The sequence below is a fragment of the Actinoplanes sp. NPDC004185 genome (assembly GCF_053603475.1).
The window spans coordinates 19,817-38,795 of the sequence record NZ_JBSGFR010000067.1; the positions used below are offsets into that span (position 1 = coordinate 19,817).

Below are 18,979 nucleotides of genomic sequence, written 5' to 3' on the forward strand. Positions count from 1 at the left end.
TCCATGAGCACACCCCGCCCGGTTCTCGTCGTCGACTTCGGTGCCCAGTACGCCCAGCTGATCGCCCGGCGGGTCCGTGAGGCGCGGGTCTACTCGGAGATCGTGCCGCACTCGATGCCGGTCGCCGAGATGCTCGCCAAGAACCCGGCGGCGATCATCCTGTCCGGCGGACCGTCCTCGGTGTACGAGCCGGGCGCCCCGGTGCTGGACGCCACCCTGTTCGACAACGACGTCCCCGTCTTCGGGATCTGTTACGGCTTCCAGGCCATGGCCCAGGCGCTGGGCGGCACGGTCGCGCACACCGGCTCGCGCGAGTACGGCCGTACCCTGCTCACCCCGGACTCCGCGGCCGGGACCCTGCTCCGCGAGCTCCCCGCCGGCCTGCCGGTCTGGATGTCGCACGGCGACTCGGTGACCGAGGCCCCGGCGGGCTTCGCGGTCACCGCCTCCTCGGCCGGCGCCCCGGTGGCGGCCTTCGAGAACCTGGTCGCCAAGCGCGCCGGTGTGCAGTTCCACCCCGAGGTGGCGCACACCGAGCAGGGCCAGGAGATGCTCCAGCGGTTCCTCTACGACATCGCCGGCCTGGAGCCGACCTGGACGTCGTCCAACATCATCGAGGACCAGGTCGCCGCGATCCGCGCGCAGGTCGGCGACAAGCAGGTCATCTGCGGGCTGTCCGGCGGCGTCGACTCGGCGGTGGCCGCGGCGCTGGTGCACAAGGCGGTCGGGGACCAGCTCACCTGCATCTTCGTCGACCACGGCCTGCTGCGGGCGGGCGAGGCCGAGCAGGTGGAGAAGGACTACGTGGCCGCGACGGGCATCCGGCTCAAGGTGGTCGAGGCGGCCGACCAGTTCCTCGGGCACCTGTCGGGGGTCACCGACCCCGAGCAGAAGCGCAAGATCATCGGCCGGGAGTTCATCCGGACGTTCGAGGCGGCCGCCCGCGAGCTCGACGCCGAACGGCACATCGAGTTCCTGGTCCAGGGCACCCTCTACCCGGACGTGGTGGAGTCCGGGGGCGGCACCGGCACCGCCAACATCAAGTCCCACCACAACGTCGGTGGCCTGCCCGACGATCTCCAGTTCGCGCTGATCGAGCCGCTGCGCACGCTGTTCAAGGACGAGGTGCGCGCGCTCGGCGCTGAGCTGGGCCTGCCGGAGGAGATGGTGCAGCGGCACCCGTTCCCGGGGCCCGGCCTGGCGATCCGGATCATCGGCGCGGTCGACCGGCACCGCCTCGACGTGCTGCGCGCGGCCGACCTGATCGCCCGCGAGGAGCTGACCGCGGCCGGCCTGGACCGCGACGTGTGGCAGTTCCCGGTGGTGCTGCTGGCCGACGTGCGCAGCGTGGGCGTGCAGGGCGACGGGCGCACCTACGGGCACCCGGTGGTGCTGCGCCCGGTCTCCAGCGAGGACGCCATGACGGCGGACTGGTCGCGCCTGCCCTACGAGGTGATCGCCAAGATCTCCACCCGCATCACCAACGAGGTGCCGGAGGTCAACCGGGTCGTCCTGGACGTCACCAGCAAGCCCCCGGGCACCATCGAGTGGGAGTGAGTCACGGCGCGGTCGGCGGCCGGCCCCAGGTGGGGTCGGCCGGGTCGCGCCACACCGGCTCGGCCGGTGCCGGCTCTTCGGGCATCAGGAACCAGGCGATCGGGTACGCGAGCAGCGCCGTGCCCCAGGTGAGGGCGGCGAGCACGACGAAGCCGACCCGGATCAGCACCGGGTCGACGGCCAGGTAACGGCCGAGGCCGCTGCACACGCCGGCCACGATGCGGTCGTCGAGCGGGCGGCGGAGCTGCTTGTAAGGGGCAACGGTCGGTGTAGTCATGCTCCAAGAGTGGGCCCTGCAGGGGTCCCGCCGCCTCGGTGACTGCCCCGATACCGACCCTGATTCGGGTCCCCGGGATGGGTGATTCGGGGGTATTGCTGTCAGTTACTGCCCGCCTGCGCTCCGTGCGGAGAACCGCCCTGATCAGCGGTTACTGTGGGCTATCGTCCTGTCAGGAATCCGACAGTTGTTCCTCGGAGGTAACATAAACCGGGCAAGATGCCGCCCGTGACCCCCGCACTGGAGCCGCTCCGCAGGATCGCGGCATACGCCGTCGCGACCGATCCCCAAGGCCGCGTCCTACTCGTCCGCGCCTCGACCCGCTCGGGCACCCCCGGCGTCTGGTCCCTGCCCGGCGGTGCCGTCGACCACGGCGAGGACCCCAACCACACCGTCGTACGGGAGACCGCCGCGGAGACGGGCCTGTCCGTCGCCGTGAGCGGCCTGCGCGATGTGCTCGCCGACATGCGGTCGCTGCCGCACCGAGGCGTCACCATCCACACCGACCGCCTGATCTACGAGGTGACCGTCCGCGGCGGCAACCTCTACGACCGCGTCGGCCAGCCCACCGACCTCGCCCGCTGGCACACCGTGGCCGAGGCCGAGAAGCTGCGCCTGCGGCCCTTCACGGCGGCCGCCCTGGGCCTCTCCGCCGCCTCGGCCGACCTGCGGCCCGAGGAGGTGCCGGACTTCCCGTCCTTCTACGCCGTCGCCGGCCCGGACGGGCTGCACCGCGCGCAGCGCTTCGCGGCGTACGCGATCGCCACCGACCCGCAGGACCGGCTGCTGCTCACCCGGATCGCCCCCGGCTATCCCGGTGCCGGCTGCTGGCACCTGCCCGGTGGCGGCACCGACTACGGCGAGCAGCCGGGCACCGCGCTGATCCGCGAGCTGGTCGAGGAGACCGGCCAGGAGGGCCGCCTGATCGAGCTGCTCGGGGTGGCGAGCCACCGCGACGCGGCCTCGCTGGGCCCCGAGGGCTACCCGATCGACTGGCACGGCGTCCGCGCCTTCTACCGGGTCTTCGTCGACGCGCCCACCGAGGTCATCGTCAAGGACGTCGGCGGTTCCACCTCCGAGGCCTGCTGGATGGCCCTCAAGGAGGTCGCCCAGCTGCCGGCGGACCAGCTGACCGAGGTGACGGCCGAAGCACTGCGGGCGGCGCGGCTAGCCTGAGAGGTGTGAAGGTCAGACGAATCGGCGCGTACGGCCTGTGCCGCGACGCCGCCGGCCGGGTCCTGCTCGCCCGCAACTCCCACTTGTCGGCGTTCCCCGGGCTGTGGACCCTGCCCGGCGGCGGCGTCGAGCAGGGAGAACACCCCGACGACACGGTCGTCCGGGAGTTCGCCGAGGAGACGGGCCTGACCGTACGCGTGACGGGCCTCCGTTCCGTGACCGCCGACGTGTTCCGGCTGCCGATGACGGATACGTGGGAACACACCGACCGGATCATCTACGACGTGGAGCCGGTCGGCGGCAGCCTGCGCAACGAGGCCGAGGGCACCACCGAGTCGGTCGACTGGGTCGACCCGGCCGGCCTGCCGCTGATGCCGTTCACGGCGGTGGTGCTCGGGCGGGCGGGGACCCCTTCCGACGTACCGGATGATCCGGACGAAGCGGTCGCCCGGACGCCCGGCAAGGGTCAGCGTTTCGGCGCGTACGGGCTGGTCACCGACCCGGCAGGGCGGATCCTGCTGACCCGGATCGCCGAGGGCTACCCGGGCGCGGGACTCTGGCACCTGCCCGGCGGCGGCACCGACCACGGCGAGCTGCCGGAGGCCGCGCTGGCCCGGGAGATCCTGGAGGAGACCGGGCAACACGGACGGGTGACCGGGCTGCTGGGCACCTCGCACCGCCACGACCCGGCCGCGCTGGGCCCGGAAGGGGTGCCGGTCGACTGGCACGTCGTCCGGGTGCTGTTCCGGGTGCAGGTGGACGAACCGACCGAACCGGAGGTCGTCGAGGCCGCGGGCGGTTCCACGGCCGCGGCGGACTGGTTCGATCCGGCCACGCTCAGTGATCTCCGACTGACCGAGGTCACCCGCGAGATGGTCGCCCTGCTCGCCGCCGAAACGGCTCATCGGTGATCGCTCTGGTGAGCCTCGGTTAGACTGGTCACAGGGCCAGGCAGTGAGCGTGCCTCCCTCGCCCGTCGGAGGATGAAAACTCCAGAGGACGTCGTTGCACAAGGCGATCGATGAGGTCTGCGAGGTCTATCGCCAAGACCGCTCGGCTATGCGATTGTGTAACCCGCCCAAATGACTGTCCGTAGACGTACGGGCGAGAGGCAGCACCCCGCGACGGCTCAAGCCGGCGGGCACCCGACCCCAAGATGGAGGAGCACGTGCCGAGAACCCCTTGGCGCCGGCGTCGTACGACGGATAGTCCCCGTCCCGCCGGACGTCGTTGGGCAGGCCGGCTGCGCCGTGGCGGAACCCTCGCCCGGCAAGCCCTGTTGGTGCGCGTGGGGCGCAGGTCCGGCGACGCCGGGCGGGCCGCCACCGCCACCCGGGCCGAGGTGATCTACACCGGCACGGAGCTCGTCCCGTCCCCGTACGGCCGCGGCCGTACGGTAGCCACCTCCGGCAGCCACGGCCCCGCGGTCATGGCCCAGCCCGTCGTGGTCGAGGCCGACTCCGCCTCCCTGCTGCCCGGCGCGCACACCCTGCGCCGCCGGGTCAGCTTCGCGCTCGTCAATGCGTGCACCCTGGCCAGCCTCGGCCTGGGCCTGCTGGCGATCTTCCTGGCCATGCAGGGCGACCCCCGGATCGCGGCGGCCTGCCTGGTGGCCTGTGTCGGCTTCGACGGGCTCGACGGCGCCCTGGCCCGCCGGCTGGGTGTCTCCAGCCCGTTCGGCGCGCAGATGGACTCGCTGGCCGACATGTGTTCGTTCGGCCTGGCCGCGCCCGTCGTGGTCTACGCCGCGCTGTCGCACACCGTGCCGACCGCCGTCGCGGCCGTCGCCTGCATGCTCGTGGCCGGCTGCGCCGCGATCCGGCTGGCCCGCTTCAACGTCTCGCCCAAGGACGGCAAGTTCTTCTCCGGCGTGCCGACCACCCTGGTGGCGGCGGTGCTGGCGGTGACGGTGCTCATCGAGCTGCCGCTGCCGGGCATCGCGGTGCTGGGCGGCGTGGCGCTGCTGGCGTTCGCGATGGTGTCCAGCTTCCCGTACGCGAAGCTGGCCCGGCTCGTGAAGCTGCCGCTGTGGCTGTGGCTGTTGCCGATCGTGGGCGCGCTGGTGGACCCGCGGCTGACGTTCGTGCTGCTCGTGGGGGCGTACGTGCTCAGCGGTCCCCTGATGTGGATGCGCGCCAAGCGGATTTGATCCGGTAAGACGTGAAAAGGGCCGGCCCGTACGGGCCGGCCCTTTTGCGTGGTATCACTTCCAGCGGGCGATGACCGAGCTCGCGCCGATGACCTTGTCACCCACCGCGACGACCGCCTCGGCGCGGTCCGCCGGCAGGTAGACGTCCGTGCGGGACCCGAACCGGATCAGGCCCATCCGCTCACCCTTGGCCACCAGGGTGCCGACCGGGGTCCGCTGCACGATCCGCCGGGCGATCAGGCCGGTGCGCTGGGCCACCACGACGGTGCCGTGGTCGGTGTCCAGCACCGTGTAAGCCGCCACGTTGTGCTCGGCGGCCGCGGTCATGGCGTTGGCGTAGCCACCGTCGATCACGAAGTAGTCCGTCACCCGGCCGGCCACCGGCACCCGGTTGACGTGCACGTCCAGCACCGACAGGAACACGGCGATGCGCAGGAACTCGCCCGTGCCCAGGCGCTCGTCGTTGAGCCGCTCCACGGAGAGCACCCGGCCGTCACTGGCAGCCACGACGGCGTTCGCCTCGGTGGGAACGTCGCGCTCCGGGTCCCGGAAGAACGCCGCCACCGGAGCCGCCGCCAGAGCCGGGAGCAGCCACAACTTCGACTTCGGCCGCAGCGTACGGGCGAGCCCGGCCAGGCCCAGCGCGATGCCGGCGGCCGCGACCCCGTTGGAGTCGATGTGCATGGAGCGGGTGACCGGCACGCTCGACGGCCGGTAGGCCGGCGCCAGCGTCGCGGCCACCTTGGTGTCGGCCTGGCTGAAGCGCAGCTTGTGCACGCGCAGCGGCGGCTGGTTGCGGGTCACCAGGTCGGTGCCGACCCCGAACAGGGCGCTCTGCCGGAAAAGCTCGGCGGCGGCGCCTCCGGTGCGTCCGGGGACCGCCGGGGTCGCCACGGAGACCACAGCGCCCTCGGTGAGGTACTTGGACAGGCTCTCCAGGACCGCCCGGGCCTCCTCGGCGGTGCCGGTGAGCGGCTCGCCCAGGATGACCACGTCGACCGGGTCGGCCTCGGCGAGCGAGTCGACGATCCGGACCCGGTCGGCGATCCAGCTGCCCAGCCCGGTGATGTGGTCCCGCAGCAGCTCAGTGGTGCTGCGCTCGCCGGGGACCAGGGTCAGGGTGTCGCCGGGAAGCAACGCCTCGACGGCGGCGGCCACCACGGTCGACGCGTGGTCGGCCCCGATGACCAGGGCGCTGGTGGCGGCGTTGTGGCGGGCGAACTCGGCGGTGAGGGCGCGCGCGGCACGCGGCCCGACGCCGGTCACGGGTGCGGTGGACACGGCGGGAAACGGCGTCATGACGGTGCGGGCTCCTCGCGCTGTCGGGATTTCCTCTGCTCGGAGAGCATATTGCGCCGGTCGCGGGCCCCACCCGTTGGTGTGACCCGCGACCGGCGTGCCGCGTCAGCCGCGCCGGGGCGCGCCGTCCTGATCCCGGTCCGTGCCCTCGCCGGGCTGCACCTCGCGGTCCGTCTTCCGGCCGAGATCCACCCGGGTGACCTCGGTGGTCGGCTCGTCCCCGGCCTCGGCGGCACTGCTGGCCGGTGGCAGCGGAGCCGTGGGCTCCTCGGCCGTCCCGGTCGCCACCGGGACCGTTGCGGTCGGCTCATCGCCGGCCGGGTCCGCGCTCCCGGGCGCCGGCGGTGCCGCAGCGGGCGCGGCCGGCGGTGCCGGCGCGGAGGCTGCGGGCGGTGCGAAGGCGGGGGGCGCGGATGACGGCGGCGCGGATGACGGCGCTGCGGAGGTGGGGGCCGCGGGCGGTGCCGAGGCCGGGTGGGTGGTCGTCGCCGGGTCCGGGACCGGGTGCTTCAGGTACGCCGGGTGCAGGTCGACCCGGTCCGCCGGGTTGTCCAGCAACTCCCGGACGATGTCCGCGTGCAACTCCGGCGGCAGGTCGCCCGGCGTCTCCACCTGGGCCTCGGCCTGCACCGGAGCGGGCACCTCGGTGCGCCGGCCGGAGCGGATCGCGCCGAGCAGCCCGATCGCGCCGAACATGATCAGGGCGCCGGCCACCAGCCAGCCCGCGGCGGGCAGCCGGACGGTCACGATCTGCGCGATCGCCCACCAGGCGGCGACGAGCAGGAAGAGCAGCCCGAAACTCAGCGAGATGCCGTCGGTACGGTGCGGCCTCATCGGGTCACCTCCAGGTCACCGGTGTTCAGTTCGATGGTCAGTCGCAGGGTGCCGCCACCGGCACCGTCCGATCCCAGGTCGGTGACCTCCTGCGAGCCGAGTTCCTTGCCGTCCCATTCGCGGCCGAAGATCCGGGCCCGGCCGCCGTCCATCCGCACCGAGGTGGTGGTGTCGACGTTGTCCGGCAGCAGGATCTTCATCTGGCCGACCTTCATCGCGACGGTGGTGGCCTGGCTCTTGCCGGTGAAGTCGACGGCGCGCAGGTCCAGGGTCGCCGTACCGATGGTGAAGTCGTAGCGGTCCGCGACCGCGGTGATGGTCTTGGGCCGGTAGGTGCTGTTGCCCAGCTCGCCGCCCCAGGTCTCGGCGCCGCTGGAGACGGCCAGGCCGAGGCAGGCCAGCAGGGCGAGGGCGATGAGACCGCGGGCCCGGCCGAACCAGGCGCCGACGACCAGGCCCAGGCCGATCGTGGTCAGCGCGGCGGCGAAGTAGGCCGAGACGGAGACGTCGACGCCGGACAGGTCGATCAGGGCCAGCACGCCCATGACAACCACGATCATGAAGAACGTGATCCGGCCGAGCTTGGAACGCTCGCGGCGCTGCTTCGGCGGGCGCGGGGGCCGCGGCGGGGCCGGCGGGGTCACCCTGTGGTGGCTGCCCTGGGCCCACGGCCCGTGCGGGGCGAACGGCGGGCGGTAGCCACCGGGCGGCGGCCCGAACTCGGGCGGCCGGGGCGGCGCGTAGGCGGTGCTCGGTGGCACGTAAGCCCCCTGGGTGTAGTTGGGCGGGGTGGGCGGCAGCGGGGTGGTCACCGGTTCGCGGGCCGGTGCGGCCGCGGCCGGGAACGGGGTCGTGCGGGGCGCGTCCGCAGCGGCCGGGGCCGGCGGAGGCGTGGGTGCGGGCGGCGTGGCCGGGGGAAACGGGGCCGGATCAGCCGCCGGGGCAGCCGACCAGGCGCTGGCCGGCGCGGATTCCGGCGCCGGGGTGGCTCCGGGCATCGGAGGGAAACCCGGTGCGGGGGTGGTGGCGTTCGCCCGGTTGTTGCGTCTGAGCAGCAGCCCGCCGCAGACCAGCACCGCCGCCGCGAGCAGGGTGGCGCGGAAGCCGTCGCGGACGATGAACGCGAAGGTCAGCGCGGCCGCTCCGCCCAGGAGCACGATCGACAGCGGGGCGGTCGCCGAACGGCCGCGGCCCAGCAGGGACTCGATCGGGGAGGCGGTGTCGCCCTCGGCCGGGATCAGCAGCCAGCCGACCAGGTAGATCAGCACGCCGACCCCGCCGAAGAAGCCCAGCACGGCCAGCAGCACCCGCCAGAGCACCGGGTCGGTGTTGGTGGCGTTGGCGATGGCACCGGAGACGCCGGCGACGTAGCGGCCCCGGGTGGGCCGGATCAGCTTCTCGCGGGCGAACGTGGGCCCGCTGTCGGGTGCACCGAACCACGGCGGCGGGGTCGCACCGGGCGGCGGCTGCCCACCCGGAGGCGGCGTTCCACCGGGCGGCGGGACAGCTCCGGGCGGCGGGACAGCGCCGGCGGGAGGCGGGGGCGGGTCGGCCGCCGGCGGGGCGCCCGGTGCCGGAGGCTCGTAGGCCGGTGGCAGGTCGGACGCGGCCGCAGCGGGAGCCGGCGCCGGAGGCGGGACAGCCGAAGGTGCCGGAGCGTCCTGCGACGACCCGGCAGCTTCGCGGGACTGGGCAGCTTCGTCGGTCATGGCTTCGATACTGGCGGTCCGGCGACCCGAACCGCCTCAGGCGGCGACCCTGACACCACCCTGAGATCCGGGGGTGCCGGTGATGGGGGAGTTTCCCCGTGGCCCGCGACCCCCCGGCCGTGTGACGATCGAACAGGCCGCAGCGCACGCCGCGCCCTGAGCTGGAGGAGGAGCGATCACCGCCACCGCACTACCCCCGACACCGCGCCGGCTGTACCGGCCGCGCGACCACCGGGTCATCGCCGGTGTCGCGTCCGGTCTGGCGCGCCATCTGGGCATCCCGGTGACCGCGGTCCGCATCGCCCTGGTCGTCCTGCTCAGCTTCAACGGCCTGGGCCTGCTGCTCTACGCGGTCTTCTGGGCGGTCCTGCCGCAGCAGCTGTCCACCGGTGCCGGCCGCACCCGCCGCGACCTCGCGCTGCTGCTCCCGTTCGGCGCGATCGGCCTGGGCGTCATCCTGCTGCAGGGCCTGCTCTTCGGGGACAACGGCGTGGCCGGTACGGCGGGCTGGCTCATCGCGGTCACCGCGGTCGGCGCGGGCGTGATCTGGCACCAGTCTGATCCGACCCGCCGCGGCCAGTGGGCCGACGCGAGCCCGCAGGCACCCTGGCTCGCCGCGGTGGTGGCCGAGAGCGACCGCCGCTCGTTCATCTTCCGCTTCATCGGCGGCGGGGTCCTGGTCGCGACCGGCGTGATCGGCATCCTCGCGGTGTACGCCCCGGCCGGCAACCTCAGCGCCGTCTTCAACGGGGTGATCTTCGCGCTGGTCGGCCTGCTGGGGGTCGGCGTGGTGGTCGCCCCGTTGCTCTGGCGCACGTTCAGCCAGCTCCGTTCCGAGCGCGAGGGCCGCATCCGGGAGCAGGAGCGCGCCGAGGTCGCGGCCATGATCCACGACCAGGTGCTGCACACCCTGGCGCTGATCCAGCGCAACTCCGCGGACATCAAGGAGGTGCAGCGGCTGGCCCGGGGCCAGGAGCGCAGCCTGCGCAACTGGCTGTACAAGCCGAGCGCCTCACCCACCGAGCGGTTCGCCGCGGCCCTCGAGCAGGCCGCGGCCGAGGTCGAGGACACGTACGCGATCTCGGTCGAGACCGTGGTGGTGGGCGACACCCAGTGCGACGAGTCGGTGGCCGCGCTGGTCGCCGCCGCGCGCGAGGCGCTGGTCAACGCGGCCCGGCACGCCGGCGTGCAGACCGTCTCGCTCTACGCGGAGGTGGAGGCCGAGGAGCTGAGCGTGTTCGTCCGCGACCGCGGCGCCGGCTTCGAGTTGACGGCGGTGGAAGATACGAGACACGGGGTACGCGGTTCGATCATCGGGCGGATGCGGCGGCACGGCGGCAAGGCCGAGATCCGCAGCGCCCCCGGGGACGGCACCGAGGTACGCCTGACGCTGCCGGTTTCCCGGGAGAGCGTCACCGCCGGAAAGGAGACAGCACGATGACCGAGCCTGTAGCCGAGGAGAACCGGCGGCTGACCGTTTTCCTCGTGGACGACCACGCCATGTTCCGGGCCGGCGTCCGCGCCGAGCTCGGTGCCCACGTCGAGGTGGTGGGCGAGGCGAGCACGGTGGCCGAGGCCGTGGCCCGGATCGCCGCGACGACTCCGGACGTGGTGCTGCTCGACGTGCACATGCCCGACGGTGGGGGACGGGCGGTGCTGGACGCCATGCGGCGTACCCATCCGCAGGTGAAGTTTCTCGCCCTGTCGGTCTCCGACGCGGCCGAGGACGTGATCGGCCTGATCCGGGCCGGCGCCCGCGGGTACGTGACCAAGACGATCTCACCCGACGAGCTGGCCGCGGCGATCCGGCGGGTGGCCGACGGCGACGCGGTGTTCAGCCCGCGGCTGGCCGGCTTCGTGCTGGACGCGTTCGCGTCACGCCCGGACGTCCCGGTGGCCGATCCCGAGCTCGACCAGCTCACCAACCGCGAGCGCGAGGTGCTGCGGCTGCTGGCGCGCGGGTACGCCTACAAAGAGATCGCCAAGGAGCTGTACATCTCCATCAAGACTGTGGAAACTCACGTGTCGAACGTTCTGCGCAAGCTGCAGATGTCGAACCGGTACGAGTTGTCACGCTGGGCGGCTGACCGCCGGCTCGTCTGAAGGAGTTCCGCACCATGGTCCGCAAGGCCCCACGGCTGGTGGCGGCTGCGGCAGTCGCCCTCGTCCTGTCGGCGTACGGCTGCACGGACCATGGCCCGGACGAGGACGTGCCCGACCGGACGGTGGTCATCGGCATCACCGAGCCGGGACATCTGATCCCGAGCGACACCGTGGACGTGAGCGGCAAGCAGGTGCTGGCCGCGCTGTTCCAGCCGCTGGTCACCTTCGACGCGCGCAGCACCCCGGTCCCGGCCGCCGCGCAGTCGGTCAAGGCTGATCCGACGGCCCGGATCTGGACGGTCAAGCTGAAGCCGGGGCTCACGTTCAGCAACGGCGAGCCGGTCACCGCGGACAGCTATCTCGACGCCTGGAACTACGGCGCGTACGGTCCGAACCACCAGAGCGCCACCTCTTACTACGACCGCATCGACGGGTACGCGGATCTGCAGGTGCGCGACCCCGACGGCGACTCCGGTCCGCAGCAAGCCGCGGATCCGCAGGCGAAGACCTTGCGGGGTCTGAAGAAGGTCGGTGACACCTCGTTCACCGTGACCCTGTCGGCGCCGTTCGCGGGCTTCGCCGCTCTGCTGAACGACGTGGCCTTCTATCCGTTGCCCAAGGCGGCCTTCTCCGCGCCGGGAGTCATCGCCGGCGCTTTCGAGAACGCGGTCGTCGGCAACGGGCCGTTCAGGATGAAGGGCGGATGGGAGCGCGGCAGCCGGATCCTGATGGAGAAGGCGCCCGGTTACGCGGGTCCCGGGCCCAAAGTGGACGGCCTGCTGTGGAAGATCTATGACGACGCCCGCGACGAGTACGCCGATCTGGTCGACGGCGACATCGACGTGCAGACCCGCATTCCGCTCGAGTTGTTCGACAAGGCCACCGAGGACCTCGGGGAGCGCCTGCGGAAGAGTCCGAATTCCACCTTCACGTTCCTCGGCTTCCCGATCTTCCAGCCGGACTTCGCCGAGCCGGAGGTGCGCCGGGCGCTCTCCCTGGCGATCAACCGCCAGGAGGTCGTCGACGAGGTCTTCCACGGGACCGAGACCGCCGCGACCGCGTTCGTGTCGCCGGTGGTCCCCGGCTACCGGGCCGACTCCTGCGCGGAGTACTGCCGGTACGACCCCGCGCGGGCCAAGGAGATGTACAAGGCGGCCGGTGGTCCCGCCGCCATCACGATCTCGTACAGCCGGGACAGCGGCCCGCGGAGCTGGGTCGACGTCGTGTGCCGGCAGCTCACCGCGTCGCTGGGCGTCAAGTGCACCGGAGCCGGGCAGGACGACCTTTCCGCACTGCTGGGCCGGGTCGAGAAGCGGCAGCCCGTCGGCCTGATCCGGTTGAGCTGGACGATGGACTACCCGTTGCTGGAGAGCTACCTCTCCCCGCTGTACGCGACCAACGGCTCGGCGAATCTCTACGGTTACAGCAACCCCGCCTTCGACAGCCTGCTGGCCGAGGGCTCCAAGGCGCCGAAGCAGGCTGAGGCGGTCAAGAAGTGGCAGGAGGCGGAAGACCTCCTGGCGCAGGACATGCCTGTCATCCCCCTGCGTTTCGGGCAGAACCTCTTCGGGCACTCCGAACGCGTCAGGAACGTGTCGATCGACTCCGCGCAGCGCATCGATGTGCTGAGTGTCGAGTTCGTCAACTGACTTTCGTCCGGCCGTGCCGCGGTGCGCGCGGTGAAGGGTGGCGAACCGCCCGGTTTGTGCTGGATCATTTGTGCGGTAATCGCCTCTGCGCTGCGCATTTGCACATATCCTGGGCCCGTATCGGATTGATAACACGTCTTTCGGTGCTGGGGCGGCAGGTGTCAGAGTTGCTTCGGCCTCACGCGCCTGTGGTGAGCCGCCGGGAGCTCAAGCAGAACGCTGTCGACGGCGGTGCTCTGTGCGCGAGCTCCGGGGCTGTCGTCGTTCGGCCGTCGTGGTTGACAGGCGATGTAGTCAGGTGTCAGAAGTTCCGACTTCCTGCCGCACCAGATCGGCGACCGCCGATCGGGGGCTGCGAGCAGGCGGGTGATCCAGATGTGATCACCAGATATGCACAAGAGGAGGCCCCCAACCATGAGAGTCTCGAAGCGGGCAAGGCTGGTCGCTATGACCGCGGCCGTTGCGCTCGCGGCGGCCGGCTGCAGCGGTGGCGACGACAGCGACACCGACAAGGCCGGCGGCGATACAGCGAACGGTGCCATCACGATCGACGGCACCCAGCCCGAGGTCGGCCTGGTTCCGGCCAACACCACCGAAACCGGTGGCGGCAAGATCATCGACTTCATGTGGACCGGTCTGGTCAGCTACCCCAACGACGGCAGCGCCCCGGTCAACGCCGTGGCCCAGTCGATCAAGACGACCGACTCCAAGGTCTACAACATCACCTTGAAGCAGGGCACCAAGTTCCACGACGGCACCGAGGTCAAGGCGAAGAACTTCGTCGACGCCTGGAACTGGGCGGCGTACTCGCCCAACGGTGCGCAGAACTCCAGCTTCTTCAGCGACATCGCCGGCTTCGCGGACGTCAACACCGCCGACCCGGACGACGACGGCCCGAAGAAGGCGCCGGAGCCCAAGGCCAAGACCATGTCCGGCCTGAAGGTTGTCGACGACTACAACTTCACCGTCACGCTGTCCACGCCGTTCTCGATCTTCCCGACGAAGCTCGGCTACAGCGCCTTCATGCCGCTGCCCGACGTCTTCTTCACCCAGAAGGCCGAGGAGTTCGGCAAGAAGCCGATCGGCAACGGCCCGGTGAAGTTCGTCTCCTGGACCGACAACGTCGAGATCAAGCTGACCCGGTTCGACGACTACACGCTCGACGACAAGGTCAAGATCAAGGACGTCACGGTCAAGATGTACCAGCAGGACACGGCCGCGTACGCCGACCTGCAGTCCGGCAACCTGGACTTCCAGCAGCAGATCCCGGTCTCGGCGCTCGCCGGCGACAAGTGGAAGTCGGACCTCGGTGACCGCGCGCTCAACGTGCCCACCCCGGTCACCGGCATCATCGCCTTCCCGCTGTACGACAAGCGCTTCCAGAACCCTGACCTGCGCCGGGCGGTCTCCAAGGCGATCAACCGCCAGGAGATCACCGAGAAGATCTTCTTCAACTCCCGGACCCCCGCCGACAGCTGGGCGAACCCGCTGACCCCGGGCAACCAGGCCGGCAACTGCACCGCGTGCAAGTTCGACCCCGAGGGTGCCAAGGCCGACCTGGCCAAGGCCGGCGGCTTCACCGGTGACATGGTGCTCTACTACAACGCGGACGCCAGCCACAAGGAGTGGATGGAGGCCGTCGCGCAGAGCATCAAGAACGTGCTGGGCATCAGTGTCCGCGCCGAGGGCGTCCCGACCTTCGCCGTCTTCCGCCAGGGCATCAACGCCAAGCAGATGAAGGGCCCGTACCGCGCCGGTTGGCAGCAGGACTACCCGGACGTCGAGAACTGGATCGGTCCGCTGTACGTGACCGGCGGCTCGTCGAACGACGGTAGCTACAGCAACCCGAAGGTGGACGCTCTCTACAAGGAGGGCACCGCGGCGGCCGACATCGAGACGGCCCACGCCAAGTTCGCGGAGGCGGTGAAGCTGATCGACCAGGACGTGCCGACCATGCCGATCTACTTCTCGAACCAGCAGTCGGGCACCTCCGACAAGGTGAAGAACGTCAACACCAGCAACGTCGGCGAGATCGACCTGTCCTCGGTCGAGATGGCGTAGGCGTAGCTTTCCCGTCTCAGGTCCGGCTCCGCACTCAGGGAGCCGGACCTGAGTCGGTTCGTGAGAGGCGTCGCGACGCCTACTGGTACACACTGGGCAACACGAGCGCCCACATCCGCACGGGGCGCCACAAGCGCCCGTCTCTGGGAGGACCTATGGGCCGTTACATCGTCAGACGGTTACTTCAGCTAGTCCCCGTTTTCCTGGGCACCACTTTCCTCATCTACTGGCTCGTCTGGTCCGTCCCCGGCGATCCCTTCGCGGGCAAGTGTGGTGACCGTCCGTGCCCGGCGAACTACGTCCGGATCATGACGGAGAAGTTCAACCTCGACAAGCCCTTGTACGTGCAGTACTTCACGTACATGAAGAACCTGCTGCAGGGTGACTTCGGTTCGACCTTCGGTGGTCGTTCGATCAACGACCTCATCGCGGCGGCGTACCCGAACACCATCAAGCTGGCCTTCGTCGCCCTGGCCGTGGAGGCGATCATCGGCCTCACCGCCGGCGTGCTGACCGGTCTCCGGCGCAACGGATTCCTGGACAACCTGGTCCTGGTCTCCACGCTCTTCCTCATCGCGCTGCCGACCTTCGTCACCGGCTTCGTGCTGCAGTACCTGTTCGGCGTCCAGTGGGGCGTCATCAAGCCCACGGTCTCCAACCCGCCGTCGTTCACCGAGCTGCTCATCCCCGGCTTCGTGCTGGGCAGTGTGTCGATGGCGTACGTCGCCCGCCTGGCCCGCACGAGCATCGCGGAGAACCGGAGCGCCGACTACGTGCGTACCGCCATCGCGAAGGGCCTGCCGATGCGGCGGGTGGTCGGTGTGCACCTGCTGCGCAACTCGTTGATCCCGGTCGTCACGTTCCTCGGCACCGACCTCGGTGCCCTGATGGGTGGCGCGATCGTCACCGAGGGCATCTTCGGTATCAACGGAATCGGACGAGAAGTCTACCGGGCCATCGTGACCAAGGAAGGCGCTACGGTGGTCTCCATCGTTGTCATCCTGGTGCTCGTCTACCTGGTGATGAACCTGCTGGTCGACATGCTGTACGCCCTCCTGGACCCGAGGATCCGCTATGAGTGATCCGACCATGAGCTCGATGGTCACCACACCACGAGCCGAGCAACCCACCGCGCCTGGGGGAACCGCCCCCACGGATGCGGGACTGCCGGAGAACCAGCGGGCCGACAAGCCCCGCGGCCTTCTGGGCGACGCGTGGCGTGATCTGCGCCGTAAGCCGCTGTTCTGGATCTCCGCCTTCTTCATCGTGCTGTTCCTGGTGATGGCGGCGTTCCCGTCGCTGTTCACCTCGGCGGATCCGAGTTACGGCACCCTGTCGCGCAGCCGCGTCGGCCCGTCCGCCGACGCCTGGTTCGGCTACGACGTGCAGGGCCGTGACGTGTACGCCCGGGTCATCCACGGTGCCCGCGCCTCGATCATGGTGGCGGTGCTGTCGACCGTCGGCACCGTGCTGATCGGTGGCCTGGTCGGCGTGGTCGCCGGCTTCCGCGGCGGCTGGTTCGACGCCGTCCTCTCCCGGGTCGCCGACATCTTCTTCGGTCTGCCGTTCGTGCTCGGCGCCATCGTCATCCTGTTCTCGTTCAACCCGCCGGGGGCCAACCGCGGCGAGTTCCAGATCATCATGCTGGTGGTCGCGTCGCTGGTCCTGTTGAGCTGGCCGGTCTCGATGCGGATCATGCGGTCGTCGGTGCTGGCCACCAAGGAGGCCGACTACATCGTGGCGGCCCGGGCCCTGGGTGCCAGCAACCTGCGGATCGTGTTCAAGCACCTGATCCCGAACTGCCTGGCCCCGCTCCTGGTCTACTCCACGATCCTGGTGGGTTCCTTCATCGGTGCGGAGGCGACGCTGTCGTTCCTCGGCGTGGGTCTGCAGTCGCCGGTGGTGTCCTGGGGCGTCATGATCAACGAGTCCCAGAACTACATCCGCGTCTCGCTGTATCTGCTGCTGTTCCCCGCCGCCTTCCTCGTGACCGCCGTGCTCAGCTTCGTGATGCTGGGCGAGGCCGTGCGCGAGGCCCTCGACCCGAAAATGCGGTAGGAGCCACCGTGTCCGAAGTTGTCATCACCGATCCCGATTTCTCGACGACCGGCCGTCCCAGCGGCCGGCTCCTCGAGGTCGAGGATCTGCACGTCGAGTTCCGCACCCGCGAGGGCGTCGCCAAGGCCATCAACGGCGTCTCGTTCCACGTCGACGCCGGCGAGACGCTGGCGGTGCTGGGCGAGTCGGGTTCCGGCAAGAGCGTGACCGCCCAGACCATCATGGGCATCCTGGACCAGCCGCCGGGGCACGTCTCCGGCGGTCAGATCCGCTTCCACGGCAAGGACATGCTGAGCATGTCGGAAGAGGGCCGGCGCAAGATTCGCGGCCATGGCATCGCCATGGTGTTCCAGGACGCGCTGTCGGCTCTCAATCCGGTCTTCACCGTGGGCTTCCAGATCGGCGAGCAGTTCCGCATCCGTAAGGGGCTGAGCCGCGCCGAGGCCAAGAAGCGGTCGATCGAGCTGCTCGACCAGGTCAAGATCCCCAACGCGAAGCAGCGGGTGACCGAGTACCCGCACCAGTTCTCCGGTGGCATGCGGCAGCGCGTCATGATCGCGATGTCGCTGGCCCTCGACCCCGAGGTGCTCATCGCCGACGAGCCGACCACCGCGCTGGACGTGACCGTGCAGGCCCAGATCATGGACCTGCTGGCCGACCTGCAGCGTGAGCGGCAGATGGGGCTCATCCTGATCACGCACGACCTGGGCGTCGTGGCCGACGTGGCCGACCGCATCGCGGTCATGTACGCCGGCCGCATCGTCGAGGAAGCCAACGTGCACGACCTGTACGCACGGCCGGCGCACCCGTACACGGTGGGTCTGCTCAACTCGATCCCCCGGATCGACGAGAAGGGCCAGGAGCTCCGCACCATCAAGGGGCTGCCGCCGAACCTGATGCGGATCCCGCCGGGCTGTCCGTTCCACCCCCGCTGCCCCAAGGCACAGCCCGTCTGCGTCGAGAAGGTTCCCCCACTGCGCGTGGTGGCACCGGCGCGGGGCAGCGCCTGCCACTTCGCCGAGGAGGTTCTGCGCGGTGAGTGAGACCATTCTCGAGGCCAAGAACGTCGCCAAGCACTATCCGGTCACCCGGGGCGTGGTGTTCCGCAAGACCATCGGCCAGGTCCAGGCCGTGGACGGCGTGTCGTTCAGCCTCAAGCAGGGCGAGACGCTGGGCATCGTGGGCGAGTCGGGCTGCGGCAAGTCGACGCTCGCCCGGGTGCTGATGAACCTCGAACGGCCCACCAGTGGCTCGGTCGAGTACCGCGGTCGTGACATGTTCACGATGGGCGGCGGCGAGATGCGCAAGCTGCGGCGCCAGATCCAGCTCGTCATGCAGGACCCGTACACCTCGCTCAACCCCCGGATGACGGTCGGTGACCTGATCGGGGAGCCGTTCGAGATCCACACCGACGTCGCGCCCAAGGGCAGCCGTCGCAAGAAGGTGCAGGAGCTGCTGGAGGTGGTCGGGCTCAACCCCGAGCACATCAACCGTTACCCGCACCAGTTCTCCGGTGGTCAGCGCCAGCGCATCGGCATCGCCCGCGCGCTCGCCCTGCGGCCGGAGATCATCGTCTGCGACGAGCCGGTCAGCGCGCTCGACGTGTCGATCCAGGCCCAGGTGATGAACCTGCTGGACAGCCTCCAGAAGGAGCTGGGCCTGGCGTACATCTTCATCGCCCACGACCTGTCGGTGGTCCGGCACCTGTCCGACCGCGTCGCGGTGATGTACCTCGGCAAGATCGTCGAGATCGGCACCGAGGACGAGATCTACGAGCGGCCGACGCACCCGTACACGCAGGCCCTGCTGTCCGCGGTGCCGGTGCCGGACCCGAACAGCCGCAGCACGAAGGCGATCATCCGGCTCACCGGCGACGTGCCGAGCCCGGCGAATCCGCCGTCGGGATGCCGGTTCCGTACGCGGTGCTGGAAGGCTCAGGACATCTGCGCCGAGAAGGTTCCGGAGCTGGTGGAGCGGCCGGGCACGGATCACCCGAGTGCCTGCCACTTCGCCGAGGAGCGCGAGATCGTGGTGACCCACGAGGCCGGGGCGCTCTGACCCGGCTCAGCTGATGCGCGCCGCCGTGGTCCTCGACCGAGGACCACGG

16 protein-coding genes are annotated in these 18,979 nt (G+C 70.4%); 12 read left to right on the forward strand and 4 right to left on the reverse strand.

Annotation, left to right across the window (positions count from 1 at the left end):
- Positions 1-3: 3 nt before the first annotated feature.
- Positions 4-1,557: a glutamine-hydrolyzing GMP synthase gene (gene guaA / locus ACWEOZ_RS40370; protein WP_451915960.1), complete on the forward strand. Its 1,554-nt coding sequence runs from the start codon at positions 4-6 to the stop codon at positions 1,555-1,557.
- A 1-nt stretch (position 1,558) separates the two neighbouring features.
- Here guaA and ACWEOZ_RS40375 read toward each other — a convergent pair whose 3' ends face one another.
- Positions 1,559-1,834 (reverse strand): PspC domain-containing protein, encoded by a 276-nt coding sequence (locus tag ACWEOZ_RS40375; RefSeq protein ID WP_451915961.1) that lies wholly within the window; start codon positions 1,832-1,834, stop codon positions 1,559-1,561.
- 228 nt (positions 1,835-2,062) lie between these two features.
- On the opposite strand from ACWEOZ_RS40375, the gene ACWEOZ_RS40380 reads away from it, so the two are divergent.
- From ACWEOZ_RS40380 to ACWEOZ_RS40390, 3 genes are all read left to right on the forward strand, one after another.
- A complete protein-coding gene (locus ACWEOZ_RS40380; protein WP_451915962.1) occupies positions 2,063-3,010 on the forward strand; it encodes an NUDIX hydrolase in 948 nt (315 codons plus the stop codon).
- A 5-nt stretch (positions 3,011-3,015) separates the two neighbouring features.
- Entirely contained in the window at positions 3,016-3,921 is a 906-nt protein-coding gene (locus ACWEOZ_RS40385) for an NUDIX domain-containing protein (protein ID WP_451915963.1), read from the forward strand.
- A gap of 257 nt (positions 3,922-4,178) precedes the next feature.
- Positions 4,179-5,159, forward strand: coding sequence for a CDP-alcohol phosphatidyltransferase family protein (locus tag ACWEOZ_RS40390; protein WP_451915964.1), 981 nt, complete (start codon positions 4,179-4,181; stop codon positions 5,157-5,159).
- Between the two features lie 54 nt (positions 5,160-5,213).
- On the opposite strand, the gene ACWEOZ_RS40395 is transcribed toward ACWEOZ_RS40390, so the two are convergent.
- From ACWEOZ_RS40395 to ACWEOZ_RS40405, 3 genes are all read right to left on the reverse strand, one after another.
- A complete protein-coding gene (locus tag ACWEOZ_RS40395) occupies positions 5,214-6,458 on the reverse strand; it encodes a phosphatidylserine decarboxylase (protein WP_451915965.1) in 1,245 nt (414 codons plus the stop codon).
- A 105-nt stretch (positions 6,459-6,563) separates the two neighbouring features.
- Positions 6,564-7,292, reverse strand: coding sequence for a hypothetical protein (locus ACWEOZ_RS40400; protein ID WP_451915966.1), 729 nt, complete (start codon positions 7,290-7,292; stop codon positions 6,564-6,566).
- Positions 7,289-9,001 carry a PspC domain-containing protein gene (locus tag ACWEOZ_RS40405; RefSeq protein WP_451915967.1) on the reverse strand — a complete coding sequence of 571 codons (1,713 nt, stop codon included), beginning with the start codon at positions 8,999-9,001 and terminating at the stop codon, positions 7,289-7,291. The genes ACWEOZ_RS40400 and ACWEOZ_RS40405 overlap by 4 nt, the downstream gene beginning before the upstream one ends.
- A gap of 211 nt (positions 9,002-9,212) precedes the next feature.
- Between ACWEOZ_RS40405 and ACWEOZ_RS40410 the strand changes: the two genes are divergently transcribed.
- The 8 genes from ACWEOZ_RS40410 (at position 9,213) to ACWEOZ_RS40445 (ending at position 18,930) form a co-directional block, all read left to right on the forward strand.
- Positions 9,213-10,442: an ATP-binding protein gene (locus ACWEOZ_RS40410; RefSeq protein WP_451915975.1), complete on the forward strand. Its 1,230-nt coding sequence runs from the start codon at positions 9,213-9,215 to the stop codon at positions 10,440-10,442.
- A complete protein-coding gene (locus tag ACWEOZ_RS40415) occupies positions 10,439-11,104 on the forward strand; it encodes a response regulator (RefSeq protein WP_212986720.1) in 666 nt (221 codons plus the stop codon). Before ACWEOZ_RS40410 ends, ACWEOZ_RS40415 begins: the two co-directional genes overlap by 4 nt.
- A gap of 14 nt (positions 11,105-11,118) precedes the next feature.
- Positions 11,119-12,753: a peptide ABC transporter substrate-binding protein gene (locus ACWEOZ_RS40420; RefSeq protein WP_451915968.1), complete on the forward strand. Its 1,635-nt coding sequence runs from the start codon at positions 11,119-11,121 to the stop codon at positions 12,751-12,753.
- A gap of 447 nt (positions 12,754-13,200) precedes the next feature.
- Complete coding sequence (locus ACWEOZ_RS40425; protein WP_451915969.1) at positions 13,201-14,814, forward strand: peptide ABC transporter substrate-binding protein; 1,614 nt, start codon at positions 13,201-13,203, stop codon at positions 14,812-14,814.
- A gap of 155 nt (positions 14,815-14,969) precedes the next feature.
- Positions 14,970-15,896: an ABC transporter permease gene (locus ACWEOZ_RS40430; protein ID WP_451915970.1), complete on the forward strand. Its 927-nt coding sequence runs from the start codon at positions 14,970-14,972 to the stop codon at positions 15,894-15,896.
- A gap of 7 nt (positions 15,897-15,903) precedes the next feature.
- The gene (locus ACWEOZ_RS40435; RefSeq protein WP_451915976.1) at positions 15,904-16,872 is read left to right on the forward strand and encodes an ABC transporter permease; all 969 of its coding nucleotides are present in this window, start codon (positions 15,904-15,906) and stop codon (positions 16,870-16,872) included.
- A gap of 8 nt (positions 16,873-16,880) precedes the next feature.
- Positions 16,881-17,915 carry an ABC transporter ATP-binding protein gene (locus tag ACWEOZ_RS40440; RefSeq protein WP_451915971.1) on the forward strand — a complete coding sequence of 345 codons (1,035 nt, stop codon included), beginning with the start codon at positions 16,881-16,883 and terminating at the stop codon, positions 17,913-17,915.
- Positions 17,908-18,930, forward strand: coding sequence for an ABC transporter ATP-binding protein (locus ACWEOZ_RS40445; protein WP_451915972.1), 1,023 nt, complete (start codon positions 17,908-17,910; stop codon positions 18,928-18,930). Before ACWEOZ_RS40440 ends, ACWEOZ_RS40445 begins: the two co-directional genes overlap by 8 nt.
- Positions 18,931-18,979: the final 49 nt, after the last annotated feature.

What these genes read in the sequence shown, in the direction of transcription:
- ACWEOZ_RS40420 (WP_451915968.1), top strand. Translation starts at nt 11,119, where the DNA reads ATGGTCCGCAAGGCCCCACGGCTGGTGGCGGCTGCGGCAGTCGCCCTC.
- ACWEOZ_RS40395 (WP_451915965.1), bottom strand. Translation starts at nt 6,458, where the DNA reads ATGACGCCGTTTCCCGCCGTGTCCACCGCACCCGTGACCGGCGTCGGG.
- ACWEOZ_RS40415 (WP_212986720.1), top strand. Translation starts at nt 10,439, where the DNA reads ATGACCGAGCCTGTAGCCGAGGAGAACCGGCGGCTGACCGTTTTCCTC.
- ACWEOZ_RS40435 (WP_451915976.1), top strand. Translation starts at nt 15,904, where the DNA reads ATGAGCTCGATGGTCACCACACCACGAGCCGAGCAACCCACCGCGCCT.
- ACWEOZ_RS40400 (WP_451915966.1), bottom strand. Translation starts at nt 7,292, where the DNA reads ATGAGGCCGCACCGTACCGACGGCATCTCGCTGAGTTTCGGGCTGCTC.
- ACWEOZ_RS40425 (WP_451915969.1), top strand. Translation starts at nt 13,201, where the DNA reads ATGACCGCGGCCGTTGCGCTCGCGGCGGCCGGCTGCAGCGGTGGCGAC.
- ACWEOZ_RS40430 (WP_451915970.1), top strand. Translation starts at nt 14,970, where the DNA reads ATGGGCCGTTACATCGTCAGACGGTTACTTCAGCTAGTCCCCGTTTTC.
- ACWEOZ_RS40405 (WP_451915967.1), bottom strand. Translation starts at nt 9,001, where the DNA reads ATGACCGACGAAGCTGCCCAGTCCCGCGAAGCTGCCGGGTCGTCGCAG.
- guaA (WP_451915960.1), top strand. Translation starts at nt 4, where the DNA reads ATGAGCACACCCCGCCCGGTTCTCGTCGTCGACTTCGGTGCCCAGTAC.
- ACWEOZ_RS40375 (WP_451915961.1), bottom strand. Translation starts at nt 1,834, where the DNA reads ATGACTACACCGACCGTTGCCCCTTACAAGCAGCTCCGCCGCCCGCTC.